Source organism: Pseudarthrobacter raffinosi (genome assembly GCF_023913835.1).
Taxonomy (GTDB): Bacteria; Actinomycetota; Actinomycetes; order Actinomycetales; family Micrococcaceae; genus Arthrobacter; species Arthrobacter raffinosi.
Map to the genome: position 1 here is coordinate 23,342 of NZ_JAMXBG010000024.1, position 18,220 is coordinate 41,561.

Below are 18,220 nucleotides of genomic sequence, written 5' to 3' on the forward strand. Positions count from 1 at the left end.
TTAAGCCCGATCAGCTCCACTTCCAGCCCGTTCCGCCCGCGATCACGGAGAAGGCGATAGCTTCCGGGATCAGTGCCAGCGCCACCACCAGGCCCGCCAGCGCCTCGGTCTTGAGCCGCCGTGGGGAGCGAAGGGTGGCGCGGACTGATTGGAGCTGCTGCGGCGTGCCGGTCCGGGCATCGGGGACGCTTCGTGCGGCCATGGCTGGGTCCAATCGTGCTGGTGAAGCCGGCAGTGGGGGCTTCGTTCTTAGGCGGGGATGGGGCGGCGCGACGCCCCATTGCGAAATAGGGGGCGCGTCCGCCCCTCCCAGTCTGGGGCACGCCGCTGGCCAACTGCTAAAATGACTGGGTTGTAGACCGGCCTATAGCTAGTCCAGCCAGCGCCGTAACGTAAGTAGGGGACCACACAAGACATGACGGCAGGCGGTTCACACATCAGCACTTCGGAGAGCTTCCCCGGTCCGTCGAAAAAGACAGCGGCCGGCACGGAGCTCCCGAAGTCTGCTGCGCCCGCCTCAGCTCCCCCCACCAAGCGCCGGGTGTACATCGCCACCTGGCAGGGGTTCCTCGGCGCCCTCATGATGTTTGTGGGCTCGATCGGAACCGGCTGGATCGCCAACGGCTCACCCATGATCCGCCAGCCGGTGGTCATCGCCCTGCGGACCGAGGGCTGGGGCGTGACGCTGTCCACCGTGCTCCTGACGGTGGGGGCGATGCTCCTGATGCGGTCCTGGCTCCGGCTGGGCCAGCGGTTGGACGACTGGGGCGAACACTCGCTGCGGTCGGTGGTCATAGCCATCTCCGCCTGGTCCCTGCCGCTCCTGCTGGCCGTCCCCATCTTCTCCCGCGATGTCTACGCCTACACCGGCCAGGGCCGCCTGGTCATGGAAGGCCAGAACCCCTATACGGTGGGCATCTCCACCCTCAACAACTGGTTTGCCCTCGGCGCGGACCCGGCCTGGGCCGAGAACCGGACCCCCTACGGGCCCTACTTCCTGTGGCTTGCCCGCGGCGTTGTGGAGCTGACAGGGGCACAGCCCGACGTGTCCGTGCTGCTGTTCCGCCTGATCGCCGGCGCAGGGGTTCTGCTCTGCGTCATTTACGTGCCCAAGCTGGCCGAACTGCACGGCATCAACGGCGCGCGGGCACTCTGGATCGCGGTGGCCAACCCGCTGTTCCTCATCAGTTTCGTGGCCAGCGCCCACAACGACGCACTCATGGTGGGCCTCGCCGTCGCCGGTGTCTACTTCGCCGCGACGAAGCGCTACCTGGCCGGAATCCTCCTTGTCACGGCCTCCATCGGGATCAAGCCGATCACCGTGCTGCTGCTACCGTTCATCGGGGTCATGTGGGCGGGGCACGCCGCCTCGTGGACGCGGAAGTTCCTTATTTGGGGAGCGACGGCGGGAATCAGTTTCGCCGTTCTGGCCGTCAGCGGGATCCCGTACAACCTCGGGTTGGGCTGGGTCTGGGCCATCATGGACCCGACGCCGGGGTACACCGGCTATTCGCCGTCAGGGTTCCTGGGGCAGCAGGTGGAGTTCCTCGGCAACGTGCTGGGACTGCCGGGCGGCACCATCGCGGACCTGCTGCGGACGGGCATGAAGTGGGCGGCCATCGGGCTGGTCCTGCTGCTGATATTCCGCGGCGACTACTCGCGGGCGGTGCGCCGGCTGGCCCTGGCGTTCACCGCCGTCGTGATGCTTTCGCCCATCATCCAGCCCTGGTACATCCTCTGGTTCCTGCCGTTCCTGGCTGTGACGGGCATCCGGAATGACTGGCAGATCCGGTGTCTCTACGTGGGCGTGACGTTTTTTGTGGTGTTCGGCGCACAGGACCAGCTCTCGGTCTGGTCCTTTGTGGAGCTGGCCATTGACGCGTCGTCGCTGGCGTTCGTGACGGCGCTGCTGTTCACGTTCTATCTGCTGGTCCTGGACATCCACACGCGGAAGTTGCTGATCGAGGGTAAACCCCTGGACTGGGCCCGGCGTGGTTGGCGTTGGGTCCTGGACCAGCGCCGCAGCGCCCGCTGAGGCGCGCCGGCTTCGTCAGGTCCTGAGAGTTGACGAGCCGAACTAATGCGCTGGCTGGCGCTGGAGACCCAAGCGGTATCCCAACCAGAACGCCAGTGTCAGCAGGCCCATTGCAATGAGTAAATAACCGGCCCGTGCACCGCTGTCCATCAGGACTATCGTGACCGCTGTGAAGGTTTGGTTGGACAGGGGCGCGTAGGCGAACCACCCGATCTCCTGCCGGGGCGCCAGGATGGCAGCAAGTCCTGTAGCAACGGCTGCTGCAGCAAGGAGCGGTGCCAGCAGCGGCAGCCAGCGGCGGAACCCCGGCCTGTTTGTGTTGTCTGCCCCCGCGGTCATGGCACTACCCTAGTGCGGCCCGGGTCAGGCGGCCCACATCAGGCGGCCTGCGGGACCGCCTGCGATTTGCGGCCCAGCTCCGCGGTCCGCTTCACCGACCACCACAGCAGCACCACCAGGAGCACGTTGCGCGTGGTCAGGATGGCGGCCATGACCGGGTGGGCGTGGATGAGGGGCGTGTAGAACAGCGGGTAGATCACAAACGTGGTCAGGGCAATGCCCATCAGCAGCGTGGCAGGGACCTTCCACCGCTCCCAGTCGTGCGTGAGGCCGGCGATGATCACCGGGGCCAGCCAGATGATGAACTGCGGCGATCCCACCTTGTTGAACACGATAAACGCCGTGGTCATCATCAGGGCGCCCTCGAGGAAGAGTTCCTCCCGCTCGGCGCCCCGGTTCAGCGCCCGGACCAGCAGGACGGCGGCCACCACGGCGGCGAGGATCAGCAGGGGCTGCATCAGGAACGCGGCCACGTCCGCGCCCGGGCCGTAGACCTCGGTGGAGTTGATGGCCGTGTTGTCCGCCATCTTGGAACCGGCGATGTTGAACACGCTGAGCCACACCCACGGCGTGGAGAATGTGGCTTCCAGCTGCATGCCGCGCTCGCCCTGGTTGGTCAGGAAGTCCATGATGTGCGGCAGGCCGCCGGACAGGTACGTGCCCAGGCCCACGACGGCGGTGACTGCGACGCCGGACACCAGCACCTGGATCCGTTTCCGGCTGGCAATGACGATCGGCACCAGGACCGCTGCCGGCCACACCTTGAGCCAGGTGGCCACGCTCAGCAGGATCCCTGCCACCACGGGGCGTTCGGCCGCGTACAGCAGGGCAATCAGCACGATGGGGGCGGTAATTCCCTCCACCCGGGCGAAGCTGAGGTAGCCCATAAAGACGGTGAAAAACAGCCACCACCAGGCCGGGGCGATGCCCTTCACCTTCCGCGGCCCGCGCGTCAGGAATGCAAGCCCGACGGCGTTGAGGCCTGTGATGATGAGGAACCAGCACAGGAGGTACAGGCTGGGTCCGGCAATGTTCGCGAGGAAGATGGGGATCTGCGCCAGCACCGGGTACACCCAGGGGCTGATCTTGCCGTCCAGGCTGTCCGGGCTGTAGCCGTCCATGGCCCACTGGCGGTACTGCTCGGTGTCGCTGAACGTATCGCCGTTGAGGAAGAAGGACGCCATCCAGCCGAGGAAATACAGGTGGATGACCGCGAAGCCCCACCAGACGCTGGACGGACGGGCGAACCAGTCCACCACGCGGGCGGGCAGGACTGTGCGGCGGACGCTGACCAGCCGGTCGAAGAACTTTGTGGAAATCTCAGGACTCCTTGAGCGCGGGGACGGACGCTGAAGTCTTTTTGCCCAGCGAGTACAGGCGCCGGACCGACCACAGGAACAGGACCACCAGAAGGACGTTGCGGATGGTCAGCACACCGGCCATAAGGGGGTTGTTGTGGCTGAGGGCATCATAGAACAGCGGGTAGATGAAGAACGTGGCCACCGCGATCGCGATGAGCATGGCCGCGGGGACCCGCCACTCACGCCAGCTGTGCGCCAGGCCCACCGCTACGGCCGGGGCGAGCCACACCATGAACTGCGGCGAGCCCACCTTGTTGAACACCACAAAGGCGGTGGCCAGGGTAAGCGCCCCGGCCAGCAGCAGCTCGGTACGGTCCACGCCGCCGTCGGCCTTTCCGTTGCTGTTGAGCTTGCCGTTGTGCAGCGCCCAGAAGGTCAGTCCGGCCACGAGCAGGGCAGCAAGAATGAGGAGCGGCTGCATCAGCACGGACATCACCGCGGTGCCGGGTCCGTCCACCTGCATGGAGTTGATATCGGTGTTCATGTACATCCGGGAGTCGCCGATGTTCAGCACGGACAGCCACAGCCACGGGGTGGTGAACGTTGCCTCGAGCTGCATGCCCCTGTCACCCTGCTGGGTCAGGAAGTTCAGCAGCTTGGACACACTGCCAACCGCGGCGGCAAGTGCCACCACCACCGCTGACGTGGCCACGCCCGCCAGCACCACCAGGAGGCGGTTCTTGACCACGGCGAACAGGGCCAGCATCACCGCGGCCGGCCAGACCTTTACCCACGTGGCGGCGGCGAGCAGGACCGACGCAACAAACGGCCGGCCCACACCATAGGCCAGGGCCACCAGGACGATCGGTGCGGTGAGGCCGTCCACGCGTGCGAAGCCGAGCCAGCCCATCAGCAGCGTGAAGATCAGCCACCACCAGGCCGCCGGGATGGCGTCCTGGTTGCGGCCACGGTCCGTGAGCTTGGCCAGGGCCCAGCCGTTGAGGAGGGTGGTCATCAGCACCCACAGGAAGAAGAACGGTCCGGGGCCGGCAAGCCCTGCCAGCGCCATGGGGATGAGCGCGAGGATGGGGTACACCCAGGGGCTGGGGCCACCGCTGAGGTTCGCTTCGTCGAAACCGGCCCGGGCCCAGTCGCGGTAGATGAACGTGTCGCTGAACGCTTCGCCGCGCAGGGAAAGCAGCGCCGCGAAGATCAGGAAGCCCAGGTGCACCAGGATAAAGCCCGTGAGCAGTCCACGCGGCGTGTTCAGCCAGGACCGTGCGGCCGCAGGCAGGATGACGTTGCGGATCCGGGTGAGCGTGGCGAAGAATGCGTCCGTGGAAATGGCGGAATCCTTGTCAGAGAGGGGCAAAAACAGGTGCCGGATCTTGCCGCGGGGCTGGAGCCGGGAGCATCGGAGGTCCGTCTACAACAGCCTCCACCATGAGTCAAGGGTAGTTGAATGTCAGCGGTGCCCAATAATCCTGCGGCTCCGCGATTGGTCTACTCGGACTTGGTCTGGCGGTAGCGCACGATCTGTTTGAGCCGCCGCAGGAGGCTGTCGCGCCGCGGGTGCGGGACGGCGTCGGGCGCCTCTGCGGTGAGGTCAATGTGTTTGGTGCCGTATTGCCACAGCAGGAGGTCATCCAGCAGGCGGTCCGGGCCGGGGGAGTAGCGGTGGTCCAGTGCCTTGCGGACCTCGGTGATCCGCTGGGCGCTGAGCAGGCCTGCCAGCTGGACGGTCTGGTTGAGGCCGTGGGCAGCCATGAGCTCGGCGGCCCAGCCCCAGTCGTCATCCACTTTGCGGTCCACGTGCGGCAGCAGCGTGCGCCAGACGTCCCGGATCCGGTTGGGTGTGAGCTGCGCGGCGCCTTCGCCCTCCATGTCCCAGTAGCTGCGGACTTCCTCGTAGCGTTCGTGGAGGTCCGCGAAGGCGCTTTCCACTGTTTCCAGCATGGCGGCGGTGGCGGTGAACTGCCGGTCGAAATGCGGCGTCCAGGCGCGGGGGTCCTCGGCTTTGAAGCGGATGTCGTGCTCGATCTCGCTCCATGCGTGGGCGAAGACGGTGCGGATCTGGCATTCGAAGAAATAGCTGCCGTTGGCCGGAATATCCGGGTTGAAGGCCTGCTGGTAATCCTTCACCGCCTCGTTCTGGATGGTGCGCAGGATCAGGTGGCGGCTCGAATAGCCGTACGTGCCGGACTCGATGGAACCGATGTCCTTCTCCCGGTCCCCGCGGCAGTCAAACACCTGCCGCTGGCGCTTGATGATGTTGGCCACCAGGGCATTCTCGGTTGGCAGTTTGGTGATGACGCGCACGCCCACCATGTCGTTGAGGGTGCGGAACGGGTCCGGGAACTTCAGCACCGGGGGTCCGCCGGGTTCCAGCGGTTCCTCAATCCGGGAGATCTTCTCCCGGAAGGATTCCACCGACTTGGTGCGCCCGGTGACAAAGAGCGGCGTGACCTCGGTGTCCTTCAACATGTCGCGGAGGATATGGAGAACGTCCTTGGTGACCAGCTTCAGGGCAGGGCGGACGCGATCGTAGATCTCCACGTTCTCCTGCACGGATTCACGCAGGCTGATGTCCAGGGCGTCCCAGTTACTCGGCATGCCCCCAGCTTACGGCGGGGGTGTGACAGCACCCCATCACACCCCTCTCTCACTTATTCTAAGAAATGCGGCAACGCTCTCTCACTTTCTTAGGGAAAGTGAGAGAGCGTTGGCTATGAAGGGGCCGTTGCCGAGGTGGAGTTGCGGACCACCAGGGAGCTTTCCAGGGTCAGCTGCGGCTGCTCCAGCTGGTGGCCTTCCATAAGTCGGCGCAGCTGCCCGCCGGCCTTCAGCCCCAACGAGGTCGCCGGCAGATGCACGCTGGTCAGGCTGGGATTGCTGGTGGCGGAGTGCGGCAGATCATCGAAGCCGGCGATGGCCAGCTGGCCCGGGATCTGGACGCCTGCCACCCGCGCTTCCTGCAGCACCCCATAGGCGTGGGTGTCAGTGCAGCAGACGACGGCGGTGACCCCGGCCTGCTGCCACGCGGGCCAGGCGGCGGCGAACGCGGCGGCAGACGCCCCGACGTCGATGGTGGTCCTGATGATGTGGCCGGGCCCCACCGATATTCCGTGGGCCGCTGCCTCGTCCAGGAAGGCTTCGCGGCGGATGGCGAACGTCGCTGTGCCGGTGACACTGTCCACGTAGGCCACCTGCCGATGCCCTGCATCTGCCAGGTGTCCCGCCAGCTCCCCCGCGCCGTGCGCAACGTCCAGATTGACGGACGGCGCGTAGGCTTCCAGCCCTGGGGCATCGAGCAGGACCACGGGGCCCGCGGCAGAAAGTTCTTCCAGGAATTCGGCGTTTGGGGCACCCACGAGCAGCCCGGCCGGCCGGAGTGCCATCAGCTTCCGGACGTCGCCGGCCTGCGGAAATTCGCCCGCGTCGGTGACGGACAGCAGCAGCTGGTAATCAGCCCCGAGTGACTCCCGGACCCCGGCGATCACCTTGGCGAAAAACGGGTTGGAGATGTCCGGAGACACGAGGATCACGATGGAGCTGACGCCTTTGGCCAGCGAGCTGCCGATCCCGTCCACCACGTACCCGAGCTCGGAAATTGCGTCCCGCACTCTGGCAATGTTGTCCTCAGAAACGCGGCCGGCAGTCTTGCCGTTGGCCACCAGGGAAACCGTCGCCGTCGAGACGCCGGCGCGGGCCGCGACCATGGCGGCGGTGATGCGCCGAGAGCGGACGGATTGCTGCACCTGCTCCGCGGATTCCATCCTTCGATCGTAGTAGGCGTGGAGGGCCGGTGCTGCCCGCCGGTGTTCTAGACGAGAGTGGAGGTGTCGATGACGAACCGGTAGCGGACGTCGGAGGCAAGGACGCGTTCGTAGGCATCGTTGATCTTGCTGGCCGGGATGACTTCGATTTCGGCACCGAGGTTGTGCTCGGCGCAGAAGTCGAGCATTTCCTGGGTTTCGCGGATCCCGCCGATCATGGAGCCGGCGAAGGAGCGGCGGCCCATGATGAGGGCGAACGCGTTGACCGGGAGCGGTTCAGCGGGAGCACCGACGTTGACCAGGGCGCCGTCGAGGGTGAGCAGCTGCAGGTAGGCACTGATGTCGATCGATGCGCTCACGGTGTTGATGATCAGGTCGAAGCTGCCGGCGAGATCCTCAAAGGTGGTCTCGTCGCTGGTGGCGTAGTAGTGGTCCGCGCCCAGCTTCAGCCCGTCCTCCTGTTTTTTGAGCGACTGTGAAAGTACGCTGACTTCCGCGCCCATGGCGTGGGCGAGCTTAACGGCCATGTGGCCGAGGCCGCCCAGGCCGACGACGGCAACTCTCTTCCCGGGGCCGGCACCCCAGTGCCGCAGTGGGGAGTACGTGGTGACGCCCGCGCACAGCAGGGGAGCGGCGGCGTCGAGCGCGATGCCTTCGGGGATCCGCACGACAAAGTCTTCGGTCACGACGACGTGCGTTGAGTAGCCACCCTGCGTGATGGTGCCGTCGCGGTCCACAGCGCCGTAGGTGCCGACGTTGCCATTCAGGCAGTACTGCTCTTCGCCCTTGAGGCAGTTGACGCATTCGCGGCAGGAGTTGACCATGCAGCCGACGCCGACCCGGTCGCCGATAGCGTGCTTGGTGACCGCCGTGCCGATCTCGGTGACGATGCCGGCGATCTCGTGGCCGGGGGCCAATGGGTAGGACTGGGGACCCCAGTCCCCGCGGACGGTGTGGATGTCAGAGTGGCAGATGCCGGCGAACTTGATGTCGATCAGGACATCAAGGGGGCCGACGTCGCGGCGTTCGATCTTCGTGGGAACGAGCGGCTCAGCGGCGGACGGTGCGGCGTAGGAACTAACGGTAAACATTCTTCTCCTGTTTAGGGGGTGCCTTTGCATCAATATCACCCTATTTCCATCGGCTGAAGAAGGCTGCGTTTATGGGGGTACAAGCTCTCCCCCCTTTAGCCTGGTGAACCGGGGCTATCGTGGATTCATGGACAACCTGCCCGACAACCGCGCCGACATCCGGGACTTCCTGGCCAGTCGCCGCGCCAAAATCCGCCCGGAGCAGGTGGGGCTTCCCGCGGGCAGCCGTCGCCGCGTTCCCGGACTGCGCCGCGAAGAGGTTGCGGTCCTCGCCGGGGTGAGCACCGAGTGGTACGCGCGGCTGGAGAAGGGCAACATCAGCGGCGTGTCTGACGAAGTCCTCAAGGCTGTGGCCGGGGCACTGCACCTGAACGATGACGAATGCCGGTACCTTTTCGAGCTGGCACGGGCCGCCCGGCCCGTGCGCCGGACGCCATCCCGCCGCAAGGAAGCGGGGCTGGCGGTCACTGTCCATTGGCTGCTTGACTCCATCACCATGTCGGCCGCGTTCGTCCGCAACGGCCGCCTCGATATCGTGGCCTCTAATGCGCTGGGGCGTTCACTCCACGCGCCCATGTTTGCCAGCGACACCACCACTGCCAACGGCCAAGCAAACTTCGCACGCTTTCACTTCCTCGACCCGGCCGCACGGGAGTTCTTCGTCGACTGGGACGCCGGCGCCGCGGCCACCGCCGCCCTGCTGCGTGCCGAAGCCGGCCGTGAGCCCAACGACCGCTCTCTGCGCGAACTCGTAGGCGAACTATCCACCTTGAGCCCCGAGTTCCGCACGCTGTGGGCATCGCATGACATCCGTTTCCGACACGAGGGAACCAAGCGGCTGCGACACCCCGTGGTAGGCGACCTGGAGCTGACCTACCAGTCCCTGACGACCACCTCCCCGGGTGCCGTCAACGACGTCAGCTTCTACACCGCTGAACCCGGGACGACCCACGAAGAGCGCATCAAACTCCTTACGAGCTGGGCGGCCACGGCGGTTTCGGAAGCAGCAAAACCGAACAATTGACGCGCACGCGTGACGAGCTTTGACTGAAAGGACACCATGGAACTCGCCGATCTCCTTGAGGCGCTGAATGCCGGACACACCATCACCGGGGACTCGCCGTTGCATGAGGTCATGCACCGGGTCAGCCAGGATGCCCTGCGCATCACTGGCGAACTCAATGGCGGATATCAGGAACCGGAGCGGGTCCGGGAGCTGTTAGCTCAGCTGACCGGCAAGCCGGTTGACGAGTCCGTGACGGTCTTCCCGCCCTTCTACTCCGACTTCGGGAAAAACATCTCCCTCGGGGAACGGATTTTTATCAATTCCGGCTGCAAATTTCAGGACCAGGGCGGCGTGGTCATCGGGGACGACTGCCTGATCGGGCACAACGTGGTGATTGTCACGCTCAACCATGACCTCATGCCGAGCCGTCGCGCGGACATGCACCCTGCCCCCGTGGTTATTGGCCGCAATGTGTGGATCGGGGCGAACGCCACCATTCTGCCGGGTGTGACGATTGGCGATGATGCCGTGGTGGCGGCTGCGTCTGTGGTCACGAAGGACGTACCGGAAAGTGCCATTGTTGTCGGGTCGCCTGCACGGGTATTGCGCTCGCTCGCCACCTGAACCCACCGGAGTCGGAAGCACCACACCCAAACATCAAGCGCTTGACGTGCGCAACGTTAAGCGCTTGACGTGACGGCCGCGCGGATGCCATGATCACACTGAATACTTTCGGCCACTGCTCCGGCAGGCCCCAATGACGTGGAGATTTAACGTGGAATCCAAACCGATGAAACCCGGCCCCAAGAAAATCATTCTTGACTGCGACCCCGGGCATGACGACGCCGTGGCCATCCTGCTCGCACACGGCAACCCTGACATTGAACTGCTGGCCGTCACCACCGTGGTGGGCAACCAGACGCTCGAAAAGGTCACCAAGAACGCGCTCGCCGTCGGGACCATCGCCGGCATCACCGGTGTGCCGTTTGCCGCCGGCTGCGGCCGGCCCCTGGTCCGCACCATCGAAACCGCGCCGTCCATCCACGGCGAGACGGGCATGGACGGCCCCGCACAGCCCGAGTCCACCATCGAACTGGACCCGCGCCACGCCGTCGACCTCATCATTGACACTGTGATGGCCCACGAACCGGGCACGGTCACTTTGGTCCCGACCGGCGGCCTCACCAACATCGCGCTGGCAGCCCGCAAGGAACCGCGCATTGTAGAACGCGTCAAGGAAGTTGTCCTGATGGGCGGCGGCTACCACGTGGGCAACTGGAGCGCCGTGGCCGAATTCAACATCATCATCGACCCCGAAGCCGCCCACATCGTGTTCAACGAAAAATGGCCCGTGGTGATGGTGGGCCTGGACCTCACCCACCAGGCCCTGGCCACTCCGGACGTGGTGGAGAAGATCGCAGCTGTGGGTACCGCACCCGCCAAGTTCGTGATGGAACTGATGGAGTTCTTCACCCAGACCTACAAGGACGCCCAGGGCTTTGACTTCCCGCCCGTCCATGATCCGTGCGCCGTGGCCTATGTGATCGATCCCAGCATCGTCACCACCCGCAAGGTTCCGGTGGACATCGAACTGCAGGGCACACTGACGCTCGGCATGACCGTGGCCGACTTCCGCGCCCCCGCACCGGATGACTGCACCACCTCCGTGGCCGTTGACCTGGACCACGCCCGTTTCTGGGACCTCGTAACGGATGCCCTGGTTCGGATTGGGGAGCCCGACGACGGCGCTCCCGCCGCCGCTGCTGAACCCGCCGTCCTCGCAGCAGCCACGGGAGGCAAGTAGATGACCGCCACCCTCACTGAGGCAAAGACCAGCCGGGGCAACGTCACCGCCCTGATGGTCGCCCTGCTGGCCGCGTGCGTCGCGTTCCAGCTCAACGCCTCCATGCTCAGTCCCGCCTTGGTCACCATGGGCAAGGAACTGAACACCGATCAGGCCGTCATCGGCCTCTCCCAGACCTGGTTCTTCACCGCCGCCGCCCTGTTCTCCCTCTTCCTGCCCCGCCTGAGCGACATCATCGGCCGGAAAAAAATCCTGATCGGCATGATGCTCCTGATGGCCGTTGGTTCGGTCATCGCGGCCATGGCCCCCGACGTGACCTGGCTCTTTGTGGGCCGCATCATCCAGGGCGTCAGCGGCCCCACCGTGCCGTTGTGCCTGATCATGCTGCGCTCCGCCGTCAGCAACCCGCGCAAATACGGGACGCTCATGGGCCTCATCACCGCGGTCAACGGCGGCGTAGCCGGCGTCGACTCCTTTGTGGGCGGCTACTTCGCCGAGCACTTCGGGTTCCGCAGCATCTTCTGGCTCATGGTGGTCCTGGCCCTCGTCGCCACCGCCCTGATCGCCTTCCTCGCCGGCGAGAGCAAGCCGGCCGCCGGCACCTCCATGGACTGGCTGGGAGTGTTCTTCATCGTCGTCGCCGTGGGTGCGCTGCTCACCGCCCTGAACGAGGGCTCCAAGCTGGTGGGCGCCTTCGCACCCGGCACGCTCATGCTGGCCATTGGACTGGTGGTGGTCGCCGCCGTCGCGTTCTACGCGTTCTGGACCGTGGAAAAGCGCGCCAAACAGCCCATGGTGGAAACCGTCCACCTGCGCCAGCGCTCCACCTGGGCGCCGCTGCTGACCACCACGCTGACCATGACCGGCATCTTCGCCGTCATCAACGGGATCGTGCCGGCGTATGTGCAGGCCGCGGACCCGGGATTCGGCATCGGCCCGACCGAAATGTCGCTCATCATCCTCACCCCGTACGCCCTGCTCGGCTGGCTGGTGGGTCCCCTCAGCGGCAGGCTCGCGCCCATCCTCGGCTACACCAAGGTCCTGCGTCTCGGCATGCTGGGCAGCATCGCCGCCCTGGCCATCATCGCGTTCTTCGGCCTCAGCAGCCTGCCCATGATGATCGCCGGAACCGTCTTGCTGGGCATCATGTACGCCGGTACGGTCAACATCATGCTGAACGGACTCGGAGTTGTCCTCTCACCCGCCGGAAACCCGGGGTTCCTTCCCGGCATGAACGCGGGCGCCTTCAACCTTGGCGCCGGCCTGAGCTTCCTGGTGCTGCCGGCAGTGCTGGTGGCCACCTCGGCCCTCGGCGACGCCCAGGCGTCCTACCTCTCCGTGGTGGTGACGGGCCTGGTCATCACGGTGGCCGCGTTCGCCGCGTCGCTCCTCATCCCCAAGCCCGTCGAGGCTGAGGTGACCGAATGAGTTCCGCAGCAGCCGGCACCCAAGGCAGGATCGTCGTCGTCGGATCCCTGAACGCTGACCTGACCATCTACTGCGAGCGGCTGCCGCTGCCCGGTGAGACGGTGCATGGCAGCGGTTTCGCCGTGAACCCCGGTGGCAAGAGCGCCAACCAGGCCGTCGCCGCCAGCCTGCTGGGCGGGGCCGTCAGTTTGGTGGGTACCGTCGGTGCGGACGCCAACGGCGACATTCTCCTGTCCTCCGCTGCCGGCGCCGGGGTGGACATCTCCGGCGTGCGGACCTCAGCAACCGAGGCCACCGGCGTCGCCGTCATCGCCGTGGATTCCAACGGCGAGAACAGCATCATCATCTCGGCCGGCGCCAACGGCACCCTCTCGCCGGCGGACGTCGCCGTCGAGGCTGAAGCGTTCGACGGCGCCGCGGTGGTCTGCCTCTGCCTGGAGGTCAGACTTGACACGGTTGAGGCCGCCGCAAGGGCAGGGCACGACGCCGGCGCCACAGTTCTGCTGAACCTCTCGCCTTACGCGGAGATCCCGCAGCATCTGGCGGACCTGACCGATGTCCTGCTGGTCAACGCGCATGAGGCGTCGCTGTTCCTCGGCTCCGCCGCCATTCCCGGCAGTGATGCGGATGTCCGCGATTGGGAAGCGGTCAGGCTGCACTTCGCCGAGCGGGGCCTCCAACGCGTCCTGGTCACGCTGGGGGCCCACGGCTCGGTGGTGCTGGATTCGCTGGCGCCTTCGGGGCAGCAGCTGGTCCGGGTGGCACCCATCAAGGTCAAGGCGGTGGACACGACCGGCGCGGGCGACGCCTTCACGGGGGCGGTAGCCGCCCGCCTGGCAGCCGGTGCGCCGCTGGCTGACGCCGCCGCCTTCGCCTCGATTGCCGCCGCGCTGGCCACCGCCCGCAAGGGAACGCAGGCAGCCTATCCGCAGGTGGCGGACGTGGAGCGCCTCCTCGCCTCGGGAACCGTCTGACGGTCTGAGGGCAGTACAAAAGAAGCGCCCGACGGCGGCAGTCTCCTGCCGCCGTCGGGCGCTTCCTTGTGTGCCTCTTACCGCAGTCGGGGTTACCGGCTGTGGCTACCGGCCGGTGTCTGCTGCCGGACCGCGGCCGGCGTGAACCGGGCCCCCGTTTCCGGGAAGGAGGGGACCTCGATCCGGGCGTGGGTGTGGACCTCCTCGACGGTCCTGCGGGTGTGTTCGGCGATGGCCTCCATGGTGGTGACCCACATTCCGTCCATTGATTTCACCCGTTCAATCAGCTTCTCCAGGGCCACGGCCTTGGACGGCCGGCCCGAGATGAACGGGTGGTTGGTCAGGACAAAACAGCTGCCCTGGGCATGGTGTGCCTCAGCCTCCAGGGTCCACATTTCCAAGACCTTGGCCGGGCTTTCGATGACACCGCTGCCAGTGACTCCGGGGTAGAACGCGTACTGCTCCCAGTCATCCAGGGTCCAGTCGACCGGGATCTCCACGATGTCCCGGCTGTCGCCGGGGGCGACGCCGAAACGGTACGGTGCGTCGCCGTCGAGCAGGCTCGAATCGTAGAGGAAACCTCGGTCCGCCAGGAGCGCAGGGGAGTGCCAGTTCAGTTCCCACCACGGCGCGCGGTACCCCACCGGTTCCACACCGACCCTTGCGAGGGCCTCCAGCCCGCGGTCGATGTACCGGGCCTCGGTCTCGGCGTCGATGCCCTGCATGGGCTCGTGCAGGTACCCGTGGTGGGCCACCTCGTGCCCGGCGTCCACGATGCGCCGGACCGTGTCCGGGTAGCAGTCTGCCGTGAAGCCGGGAACGAAGAAGGTGGCCCGGATGTCCTGTCGCTGGAGGATCTGAAGCAGCCGCGGGACCGCCACCTTGGGCCCGTACGACTGGTGGGTCATCAGGGACATCCGGCGCGTGCTCTTCGGATCGTGGGCGATGGTGCAGGACTCGGCGTCGACGTCGAACGTGAATGAGGCTGCTGCCCGCTTGCCCTCAGGCCATGTGATGGGGTGGGCGGAATCCGCGAATGCTTCAAAGGTCATGGTGTGGTTCCTAGAGGTTCAGTGTCCGTCAGTAATTCAGGTTTGAGGAGTGTCAGCGTCCGGCGGGCGCGCTGGGCCGGGCGGCGAATCCCAGGTCTGCGGTGGCCTGCGCAACGGTGGCGGCCGGCAGGGCGGAATCCAAGTGCCTGCGGTGGAACTTCGGGCCAAGGATGGCATAGCTTCCGGCGCTTGCAAGGCCGCCTGCGAGCCACGAGAGGTCCCAGCCGCCCAGAGCCACAGCTATGGGGCCCTGCATGGCGGGAACCAGTCCGTACATAAACAGCCACGTGGCGAAGATGCCGACCAGGAGGGAGGCGACGCCGGCCCAGTTGACGTCGGGGAGGCGCTTGGTGCCTACGGCGTCGAAAAGCCTTTCCGGGTTGCCCGGCCACCGCTTCTCGAGCCAGAAGTAGTGGACCAGCATGACTCCGCCCCACGCGGCAACCCACGCCACGAGCCCGATGAGCCAGGCGTCGAGGACTGTTGCGAAGTCTTCCTGGAAGATGAAGAACACGACGGCGGCGAGGGAGAAGACGCCGACGAACAGGTTGAGTTTGCGGCGGCTGATGGTGATGTCCAGCGACTGCGTGGCGACCGAAAAGGTGTAGATGTTGAGGATGTTGGTGGCGATGGGGCCGTGCAGCACCATCAGCAGCACCGGCAGCGCGAGGACGCCGAAGTTCTGGACGATGAGCTTCCCAGGGTCGATTTCGCCGCTGTTGGTGGCCAGGCTTGCGCCGAGGATGCCGAGCCAGACAACCGGGATGAACTGGCCAAGGACCGACGCCAGGTAGACCTTTTTCTTGGGAACTTGGGTACTCACGAACCGGGAGTAGTCGGCGGCGTAGGTGAACCAGGTGATGCCCCAGCCGATGCCGATGGCGGTCATCACGGCGCTCATGGCCGCGATCCGTTCGGAGCCTTCCAGGATGTTGCCGGCGGGGCCGGCGTACGTCCAGTTGATCTTCATGCCGAACCAGGCCACGGCGGACATGACGGCCAGGATGAGGATGGTGGGCGGCACGGTCCACTTTTCGAAGGCTGCGATGGCTTTGTAGCCGAACCAGGCGATGGCTACCTGCGCGGCCATGATGGCGGTGGCGACGCCGATCTTCCAGCCATAGTTGTGTGCTGTGGGATCCACCCATCCGAGCGTGCCGAAGAGTGCCATGACCAGGTCCAGGATGATCCACGTGTTAACCGCGCACCAGCCGATCACCAGGACCGCCTGGATGGCTGCCGGCAGGTAGTTGCCGCGGCGGCCGAAGGCTGCGCGGGCCAGGACCATGCCGGTGGCGCCGGTCTTCTGGCCGAGGAGGACGAAGCAGCCGAACAACAGCATTCCGATCAGGTTCCCCAAAACCAGAACGGTGACCGTGTCCGCGAAGCCGAGGCCGAGATGGATGCCGAGGGCACCCAGTACCCAGTTGATCGGTGCAAGGTTTGCGCCGGCCCAGATCCAGAACTGACCCGAAACTTTCTGAGTTCGCTGGGACTCGGGAATCGGCTGAAGCCAGGCTTCGCAGTCCTCGGCCGGCGTCATTGCCGGCCCTGGCTGCGTTGTGGAGAGGTTGTCTTGCATGGGGGAGCCTCCATGAGTAAAAGGGATAAGCCCAGATTATGTGGCCCAGGCCACATGCACCACATACAATGTGTCTGCCAGTTCATGAGAAAACGCGACGGAGTGTCATGCCAATACGCCTGCAGGATGTCTTGAAACATTCCACCCTCACGCCGGCGGACCCTGTGATCCGCGCAGCGGCGGCCATTGCGGCCCAGACGCAGCTGCGCTGGATTCATTCCAGTGAGGTATTGGACATTGCCCCGTTACTTGGCGGCGGTGAACTGTTGCTCACCGGCGGTCAGGCCCTCGTCTCGGCAACGGACAAGCGGCGTATTGGCTACATCTGGGAACTGGCGGAACGTGGAGTGGCTGCGCTGGCCATAGAGACTGGCACGGAGCTGGCCTCGATACCGTCGTCGATGGTGGCAGCAGCTGAAGCCGCCGGGCTTCCCTTGATAGAGCTCCGCAAAGTTGTGCCCTTTGTCGGCGTCATGGAAGCGATCAACTCGTTGCTTGTGAGTGAGTCAGCTGCCCACTTGCAGCAGGCTGACCAGGCCAGCCATGCCATGGCAGTGGAGCTGGCCCATGGCGGCAGCCTTGATCGGATCCTGGCTGTCCTGGCGGACGCTACCGGCTCGGAAGTTGAGCTGACGTCCACCGCGGGCGCCCCGCTGGCCAGCGCGCTGCCGGCTGATCATGCGGAGGAGCCGGAACCCGGAGCGTCTATCGAGGCCGCGCCGGATCGTGCGCGGATCATCCAGGTTGACGTGTCCGTGCGTGGCATCCCTTCAGCCCGCCTTACGCTTCACGCCCTGGCGGGAGCTGATGTGAACCTGGCGAGGATCGCGGGCAACCGCTCGGTGGACATTCTGGCGTTGGCCCTGCTGCAGCGCATGCCCCCGGGCCTGAAGGAGATGGCGGGTGCGGCGCTGATCCGCGCCGTCGATTCTGGAACTCAAAACTGGCGGCTCCAGCAGCTCGCTCCGGCAGCCGGGATCCCGTTGGCCGCGCAGCTGGTGGCTGTTGTGGTTCGGTCCCCCGGCTCACGGCAACCCCGGATGGCCGTGGAGCACCTGCTGGAGCGGGTGGGGCATCACAGTGCAAGTTACGCCGACAACGCGGAACTCTTGGCGCTGGCCGTTCTCCGCCCCGGGAAGACGCAGGAAGACCGGGACGCAATTCTGGCCGGACTGCAGTCGCTGGCGTTGCCGGAGGGAACTGTCAGCGCCGTCGGTCCGGTGGCCACCGGAATCTCCGCCGCGCCATGGTCCCTGACGGAAGCCCGGCTGACGCTGGACCTTGCCGCCGGCGCCGAGCCGCTCAAGGCCGGGCCGCTCAGAGCCGGGCCGGGACAGTCCGGAGTGGTCCTCGACGCCGACGCTTTCGCGGTGGAGCGGCTCGCTTTCCATTCCCTGGATGACACGCAGCGCACTGACTATGTCAGCCAGCAGCTCGGCGCCCTCCTCGTCCACGATGCCCAACGAAATTCCGCGCTTGTTGAGACGCTGCGGGTCTGGCTGGATTCCGGCTGTAACACGGCGCAGGCTGCGCGTGAGCTGCACCTGGAGCGCCAGTCGATGCATCAGCGGCTGCAGCGAATCTTCTCACTCTGCGGCGGCGATCCCCGCGGAACGGGCCGTCTGGCAGCGCTGCACCTGGCCGCCCGGCTCGCCGCACTCTAGCCGGCCCCGGGCAACGCTCTCTCACTTGATGTGGGTTTTCCGGCGATCCTCTCTCACTTCATGCAGCTTTTCGGCAGACCCTCTCGCACTTACCCAGGGCCAGCGCCCGCCTGTGGATAACTTCTGCAGCATCACACCGTCTGGGACTTCGATCTGGAAGGCGCGGCC

At 65.8% G+C, this 18,220-nt stretch carries 15 protein-coding genes and 1 pseudogene; 7 read left to right on the forward strand and 9 right to left on the reverse strand.

Translation table 11 applies throughout. The features are described from left to right. Positions 1-34: 34 nt before the first annotated feature. A pseudogene (locus tag NG697_RS18555) lies at positions 35-202 on the reverse strand (SulP family inorganic anion transporter); the annotation flags it as partial. A 213-nt stretch (positions 203-415) separates the two neighbouring features. Here NG697_RS18555 and mptB point away from each other — a divergent pair. After that, the gene (gene mptB, locus NG697_RS18560) at positions 416-2,035 is read left to right on the forward strand and encodes a polyprenol phosphomannose-dependent alpha 1,6 mannosyltransferase MptB (protein ID WP_252614910.1); all 1,620 of its coding nucleotides are present in this window, start codon (positions 416-418) and stop codon (positions 2,033-2,035) included. A gap of 42 nt (positions 2,036-2,077) precedes the next feature. Here mptB and NG697_RS18565 read toward each other — a convergent pair whose 3' ends face one another. The 6 genes from NG697_RS18565 to NG697_RS18590 all read right to left on the reverse strand — a co-directional run bounded on the left by NG697_RS18565 (position 2,078) and on the right by NG697_RS18590 (position 8,542). Next, positions 2,078-2,374 carry a hypothetical protein gene (locus tag NG697_RS18565; protein WP_252614912.1) on the reverse strand — a complete coding sequence of 99 codons (297 nt, stop codon included), beginning with the start codon at positions 2,372-2,374 and terminating at the stop codon, positions 2,078-2,080. Between the two features lie 38 nt (positions 2,375-2,412). Then, complete coding sequence (locus NG697_RS18570) at positions 2,413-3,633, reverse strand: glycosyltransferase 87 family protein (protein ID WP_252603837.1); 1,221 nt, start codon at positions 3,631-3,633, stop codon at positions 2,413-2,415. A 61-nt stretch (positions 3,634-3,694) separates the two neighbouring features. Continuing rightward, positions 3,695-5,020: a glycosyltransferase family 87 protein gene (locus tag NG697_RS18575; RefSeq protein ID WP_374209951.1), complete on the reverse strand. Its 1,326-nt coding sequence runs from the start codon at positions 5,018-5,020 to the stop codon at positions 3,695-3,697. 158 nt (positions 5,021-5,178) lie between these two features. After that, positions 5,179-6,288 carry a GTP pyrophosphokinase gene (locus tag NG697_RS18580; RefSeq protein ID WP_252614915.1) on the reverse strand — a complete coding sequence of 370 codons (1,110 nt, stop codon included), beginning with the start codon at positions 6,286-6,288 and terminating at the stop codon, positions 5,179-5,181. A gap of 113 nt (positions 6,289-6,401) precedes the next feature. Further along, a complete protein-coding gene (locus NG697_RS18585; RefSeq protein WP_252614917.1) occupies positions 6,402-7,451 on the reverse strand; it encodes a LacI family DNA-binding transcriptional regulator in 1,050 nt (349 codons plus the stop codon). Between the two features lie 47 nt (positions 7,452-7,498). Further along, positions 7,499-8,542 (reverse strand): NAD(P)-dependent alcohol dehydrogenase, encoded by a 1,044-nt coding sequence (locus NG697_RS18590; protein ID WP_252609394.1) that lies wholly within the window; start codon positions 8,540-8,542, stop codon positions 7,499-7,501. Between the two features lie 127 nt (positions 8,543-8,669). On the opposite strand from NG697_RS18590, the gene NG697_RS18595 reads away from it, so the two are divergent. The 5 genes from NG697_RS18595 to NG697_RS18615 all read left to right on the forward strand — a co-directional run bounded on the left by NG697_RS18595 (position 8,670) and on the right by NG697_RS18615 (position 13,754). Continuing rightward, positions 8,670-9,566 (forward strand): helix-turn-helix domain-containing protein, encoded by an 897-nt coding sequence (locus tag NG697_RS18595; RefSeq protein ID WP_252609395.1) that lies wholly within the window; start codon positions 8,670-8,672, stop codon positions 9,564-9,566. 36 nt (positions 9,567-9,602) lie between these two features. Continuing rightward, positions 9,603-10,172 carry a DapH/DapD/GlmU-related protein gene (locus NG697_RS18600; protein ID WP_252614919.1) on the forward strand — a complete coding sequence of 190 codons (570 nt, stop codon included), beginning with the start codon at positions 9,603-9,605 and terminating at the stop codon, positions 10,170-10,172. 133 nt (positions 10,173-10,305) lie between these two features. Beyond that, positions 10,306-11,352: a uridine-preferring nucleoside hydrolase UriH gene (uriH, locus tag NG697_RS18605; RefSeq protein ID WP_374209950.1), complete on the forward strand. Its 1,047-nt coding sequence runs from the start codon at positions 10,306-10,308 to the stop codon at positions 11,350-11,352. Then, complete coding sequence (gene uriT, locus NG697_RS18610; protein WP_252609397.1) at positions 11,353-12,780, forward strand: uridine transporter UriT; 1,428 nt, start codon at positions 11,353-11,355, stop codon at positions 12,778-12,780. It abuts the gene before it with no gap. Beyond that, entirely contained in the window at positions 12,777-13,754 is a 978-nt protein-coding gene (locus NG697_RS18615; protein ID WP_252614920.1) for a ribokinase, read from the forward strand. The genes uriT and NG697_RS18615 overlap by 4 nt, the downstream gene beginning before the upstream one ends. Positions 13,755-13,846: 92 nt before the next feature. Here NG697_RS18615 and NG697_RS18620 read toward each other — a convergent pair whose 3' ends face one another. Next, positions 13,847-14,806 carry a polysaccharide deacetylase family protein gene (locus NG697_RS18620; RefSeq protein ID WP_252609399.1) on the reverse strand — a complete coding sequence of 320 codons (960 nt, stop codon included), beginning with the start codon at positions 14,804-14,806 and terminating at the stop codon, positions 13,847-13,849. 52 nt (positions 14,807-14,858) lie between these two features. Beyond that, positions 14,859-16,388 (reverse strand): purine-cytosine permease family protein, encoded by a 1,530-nt coding sequence (locus NG697_RS18625; RefSeq protein ID WP_252609400.1) that lies wholly within the window; start codon positions 16,386-16,388, stop codon positions 14,859-14,861. Between the two features lie 107 nt (positions 16,389-16,495). Between NG697_RS18625 and NG697_RS18630 the strand changes: the two genes are divergently transcribed. Continuing rightward, on the forward strand, positions 16,496-18,052 hold the full coding sequence (locus NG697_RS18630; RefSeq protein ID WP_252609402.1) for a helix-turn-helix domain-containing protein: 1,557 nt from the start codon (positions 16,496-16,498) through the stop codon (positions 18,050-18,052). Positions 18,053-18,220 lie beyond the last annotated feature (168 nt).

Coding starts and splice junctions, on each gene's coding strand:
- mptB (WP_252614910.1), top strand. CDS start 416: ATGACGGCAGGCGGTTCACACATCAGCACTTCGGAGAGCTTCCCCGGT.
- NG697_RS18565 (WP_252614912.1), bottom strand. CDS start 2,374: ATGACCGCGGGGGCAGACAACACAAACAGGCCGGGGTTCCGCCGCTGG.
- NG697_RS18580 (WP_252614915.1), bottom strand. CDS start 6,288: ATGCCGAGTAACTGGGACGCCCTGGACATCAGCCTGCGTGAATCCGTG.
- NG697_RS18585 (WP_252614917.1), bottom strand. CDS start 7,451: ATGGAATCCGCGGAGCAGGTGCAGCAATCCGTCCGCTCTCGGCGCATC.
- NG697_RS18590 (WP_252609394.1), bottom strand. CDS start 8,542: ATGTTTACCGTTAGTTCCTACGCCGCACCGTCCGCCGCTGAGCCGCTC.
- NG697_RS18595 (WP_252609395.1), top strand. CDS start 8,670: ATGGACAACCTGCCCGACAACCGCGCCGACATCCGGGACTTCCTGGCC.
- NG697_RS18600 (WP_252614919.1), top strand. CDS start 9,603: ATGGAACTCGCCGATCTCCTTGAGGCGCTGAATGCCGGACACACCATC.
- uriH (WP_374209950.1), top strand. CDS start 10,306: ATGACGTGGAGATTTAACGTGGAATCCAAACCGATGAAACCCGGCCCC.
- uriT (WP_252609397.1), top strand. CDS start 11,353: ATGACCGCCACCCTCACTGAGGCAAAGACCAGCCGGGGCAACGTCACC.
- NG697_RS18615 (WP_252614920.1), top strand. CDS start 12,777: ATGAGTTCCGCAGCAGCCGGCACCCAAGGCAGGATCGTCGTCGTCGGA.
- NG697_RS18620 (WP_252609399.1), bottom strand. CDS start 14,806: ATGACCTTTGAAGCATTCGCGGATTCCGCCCACCCCATCACATGGCCT.
- NG697_RS18625 (WP_252609400.1), bottom strand. CDS start 16,388: ATGCAAGACAACCTCTCCACAACGCAGCCAGGGCCGGCAATGACGCCG.
- NG697_RS18630 (WP_252609402.1), top strand. CDS start 16,496: ATGCCAATACGCCTGCAGGATGTCTTGAAACATTCCACCCTCACGCCG.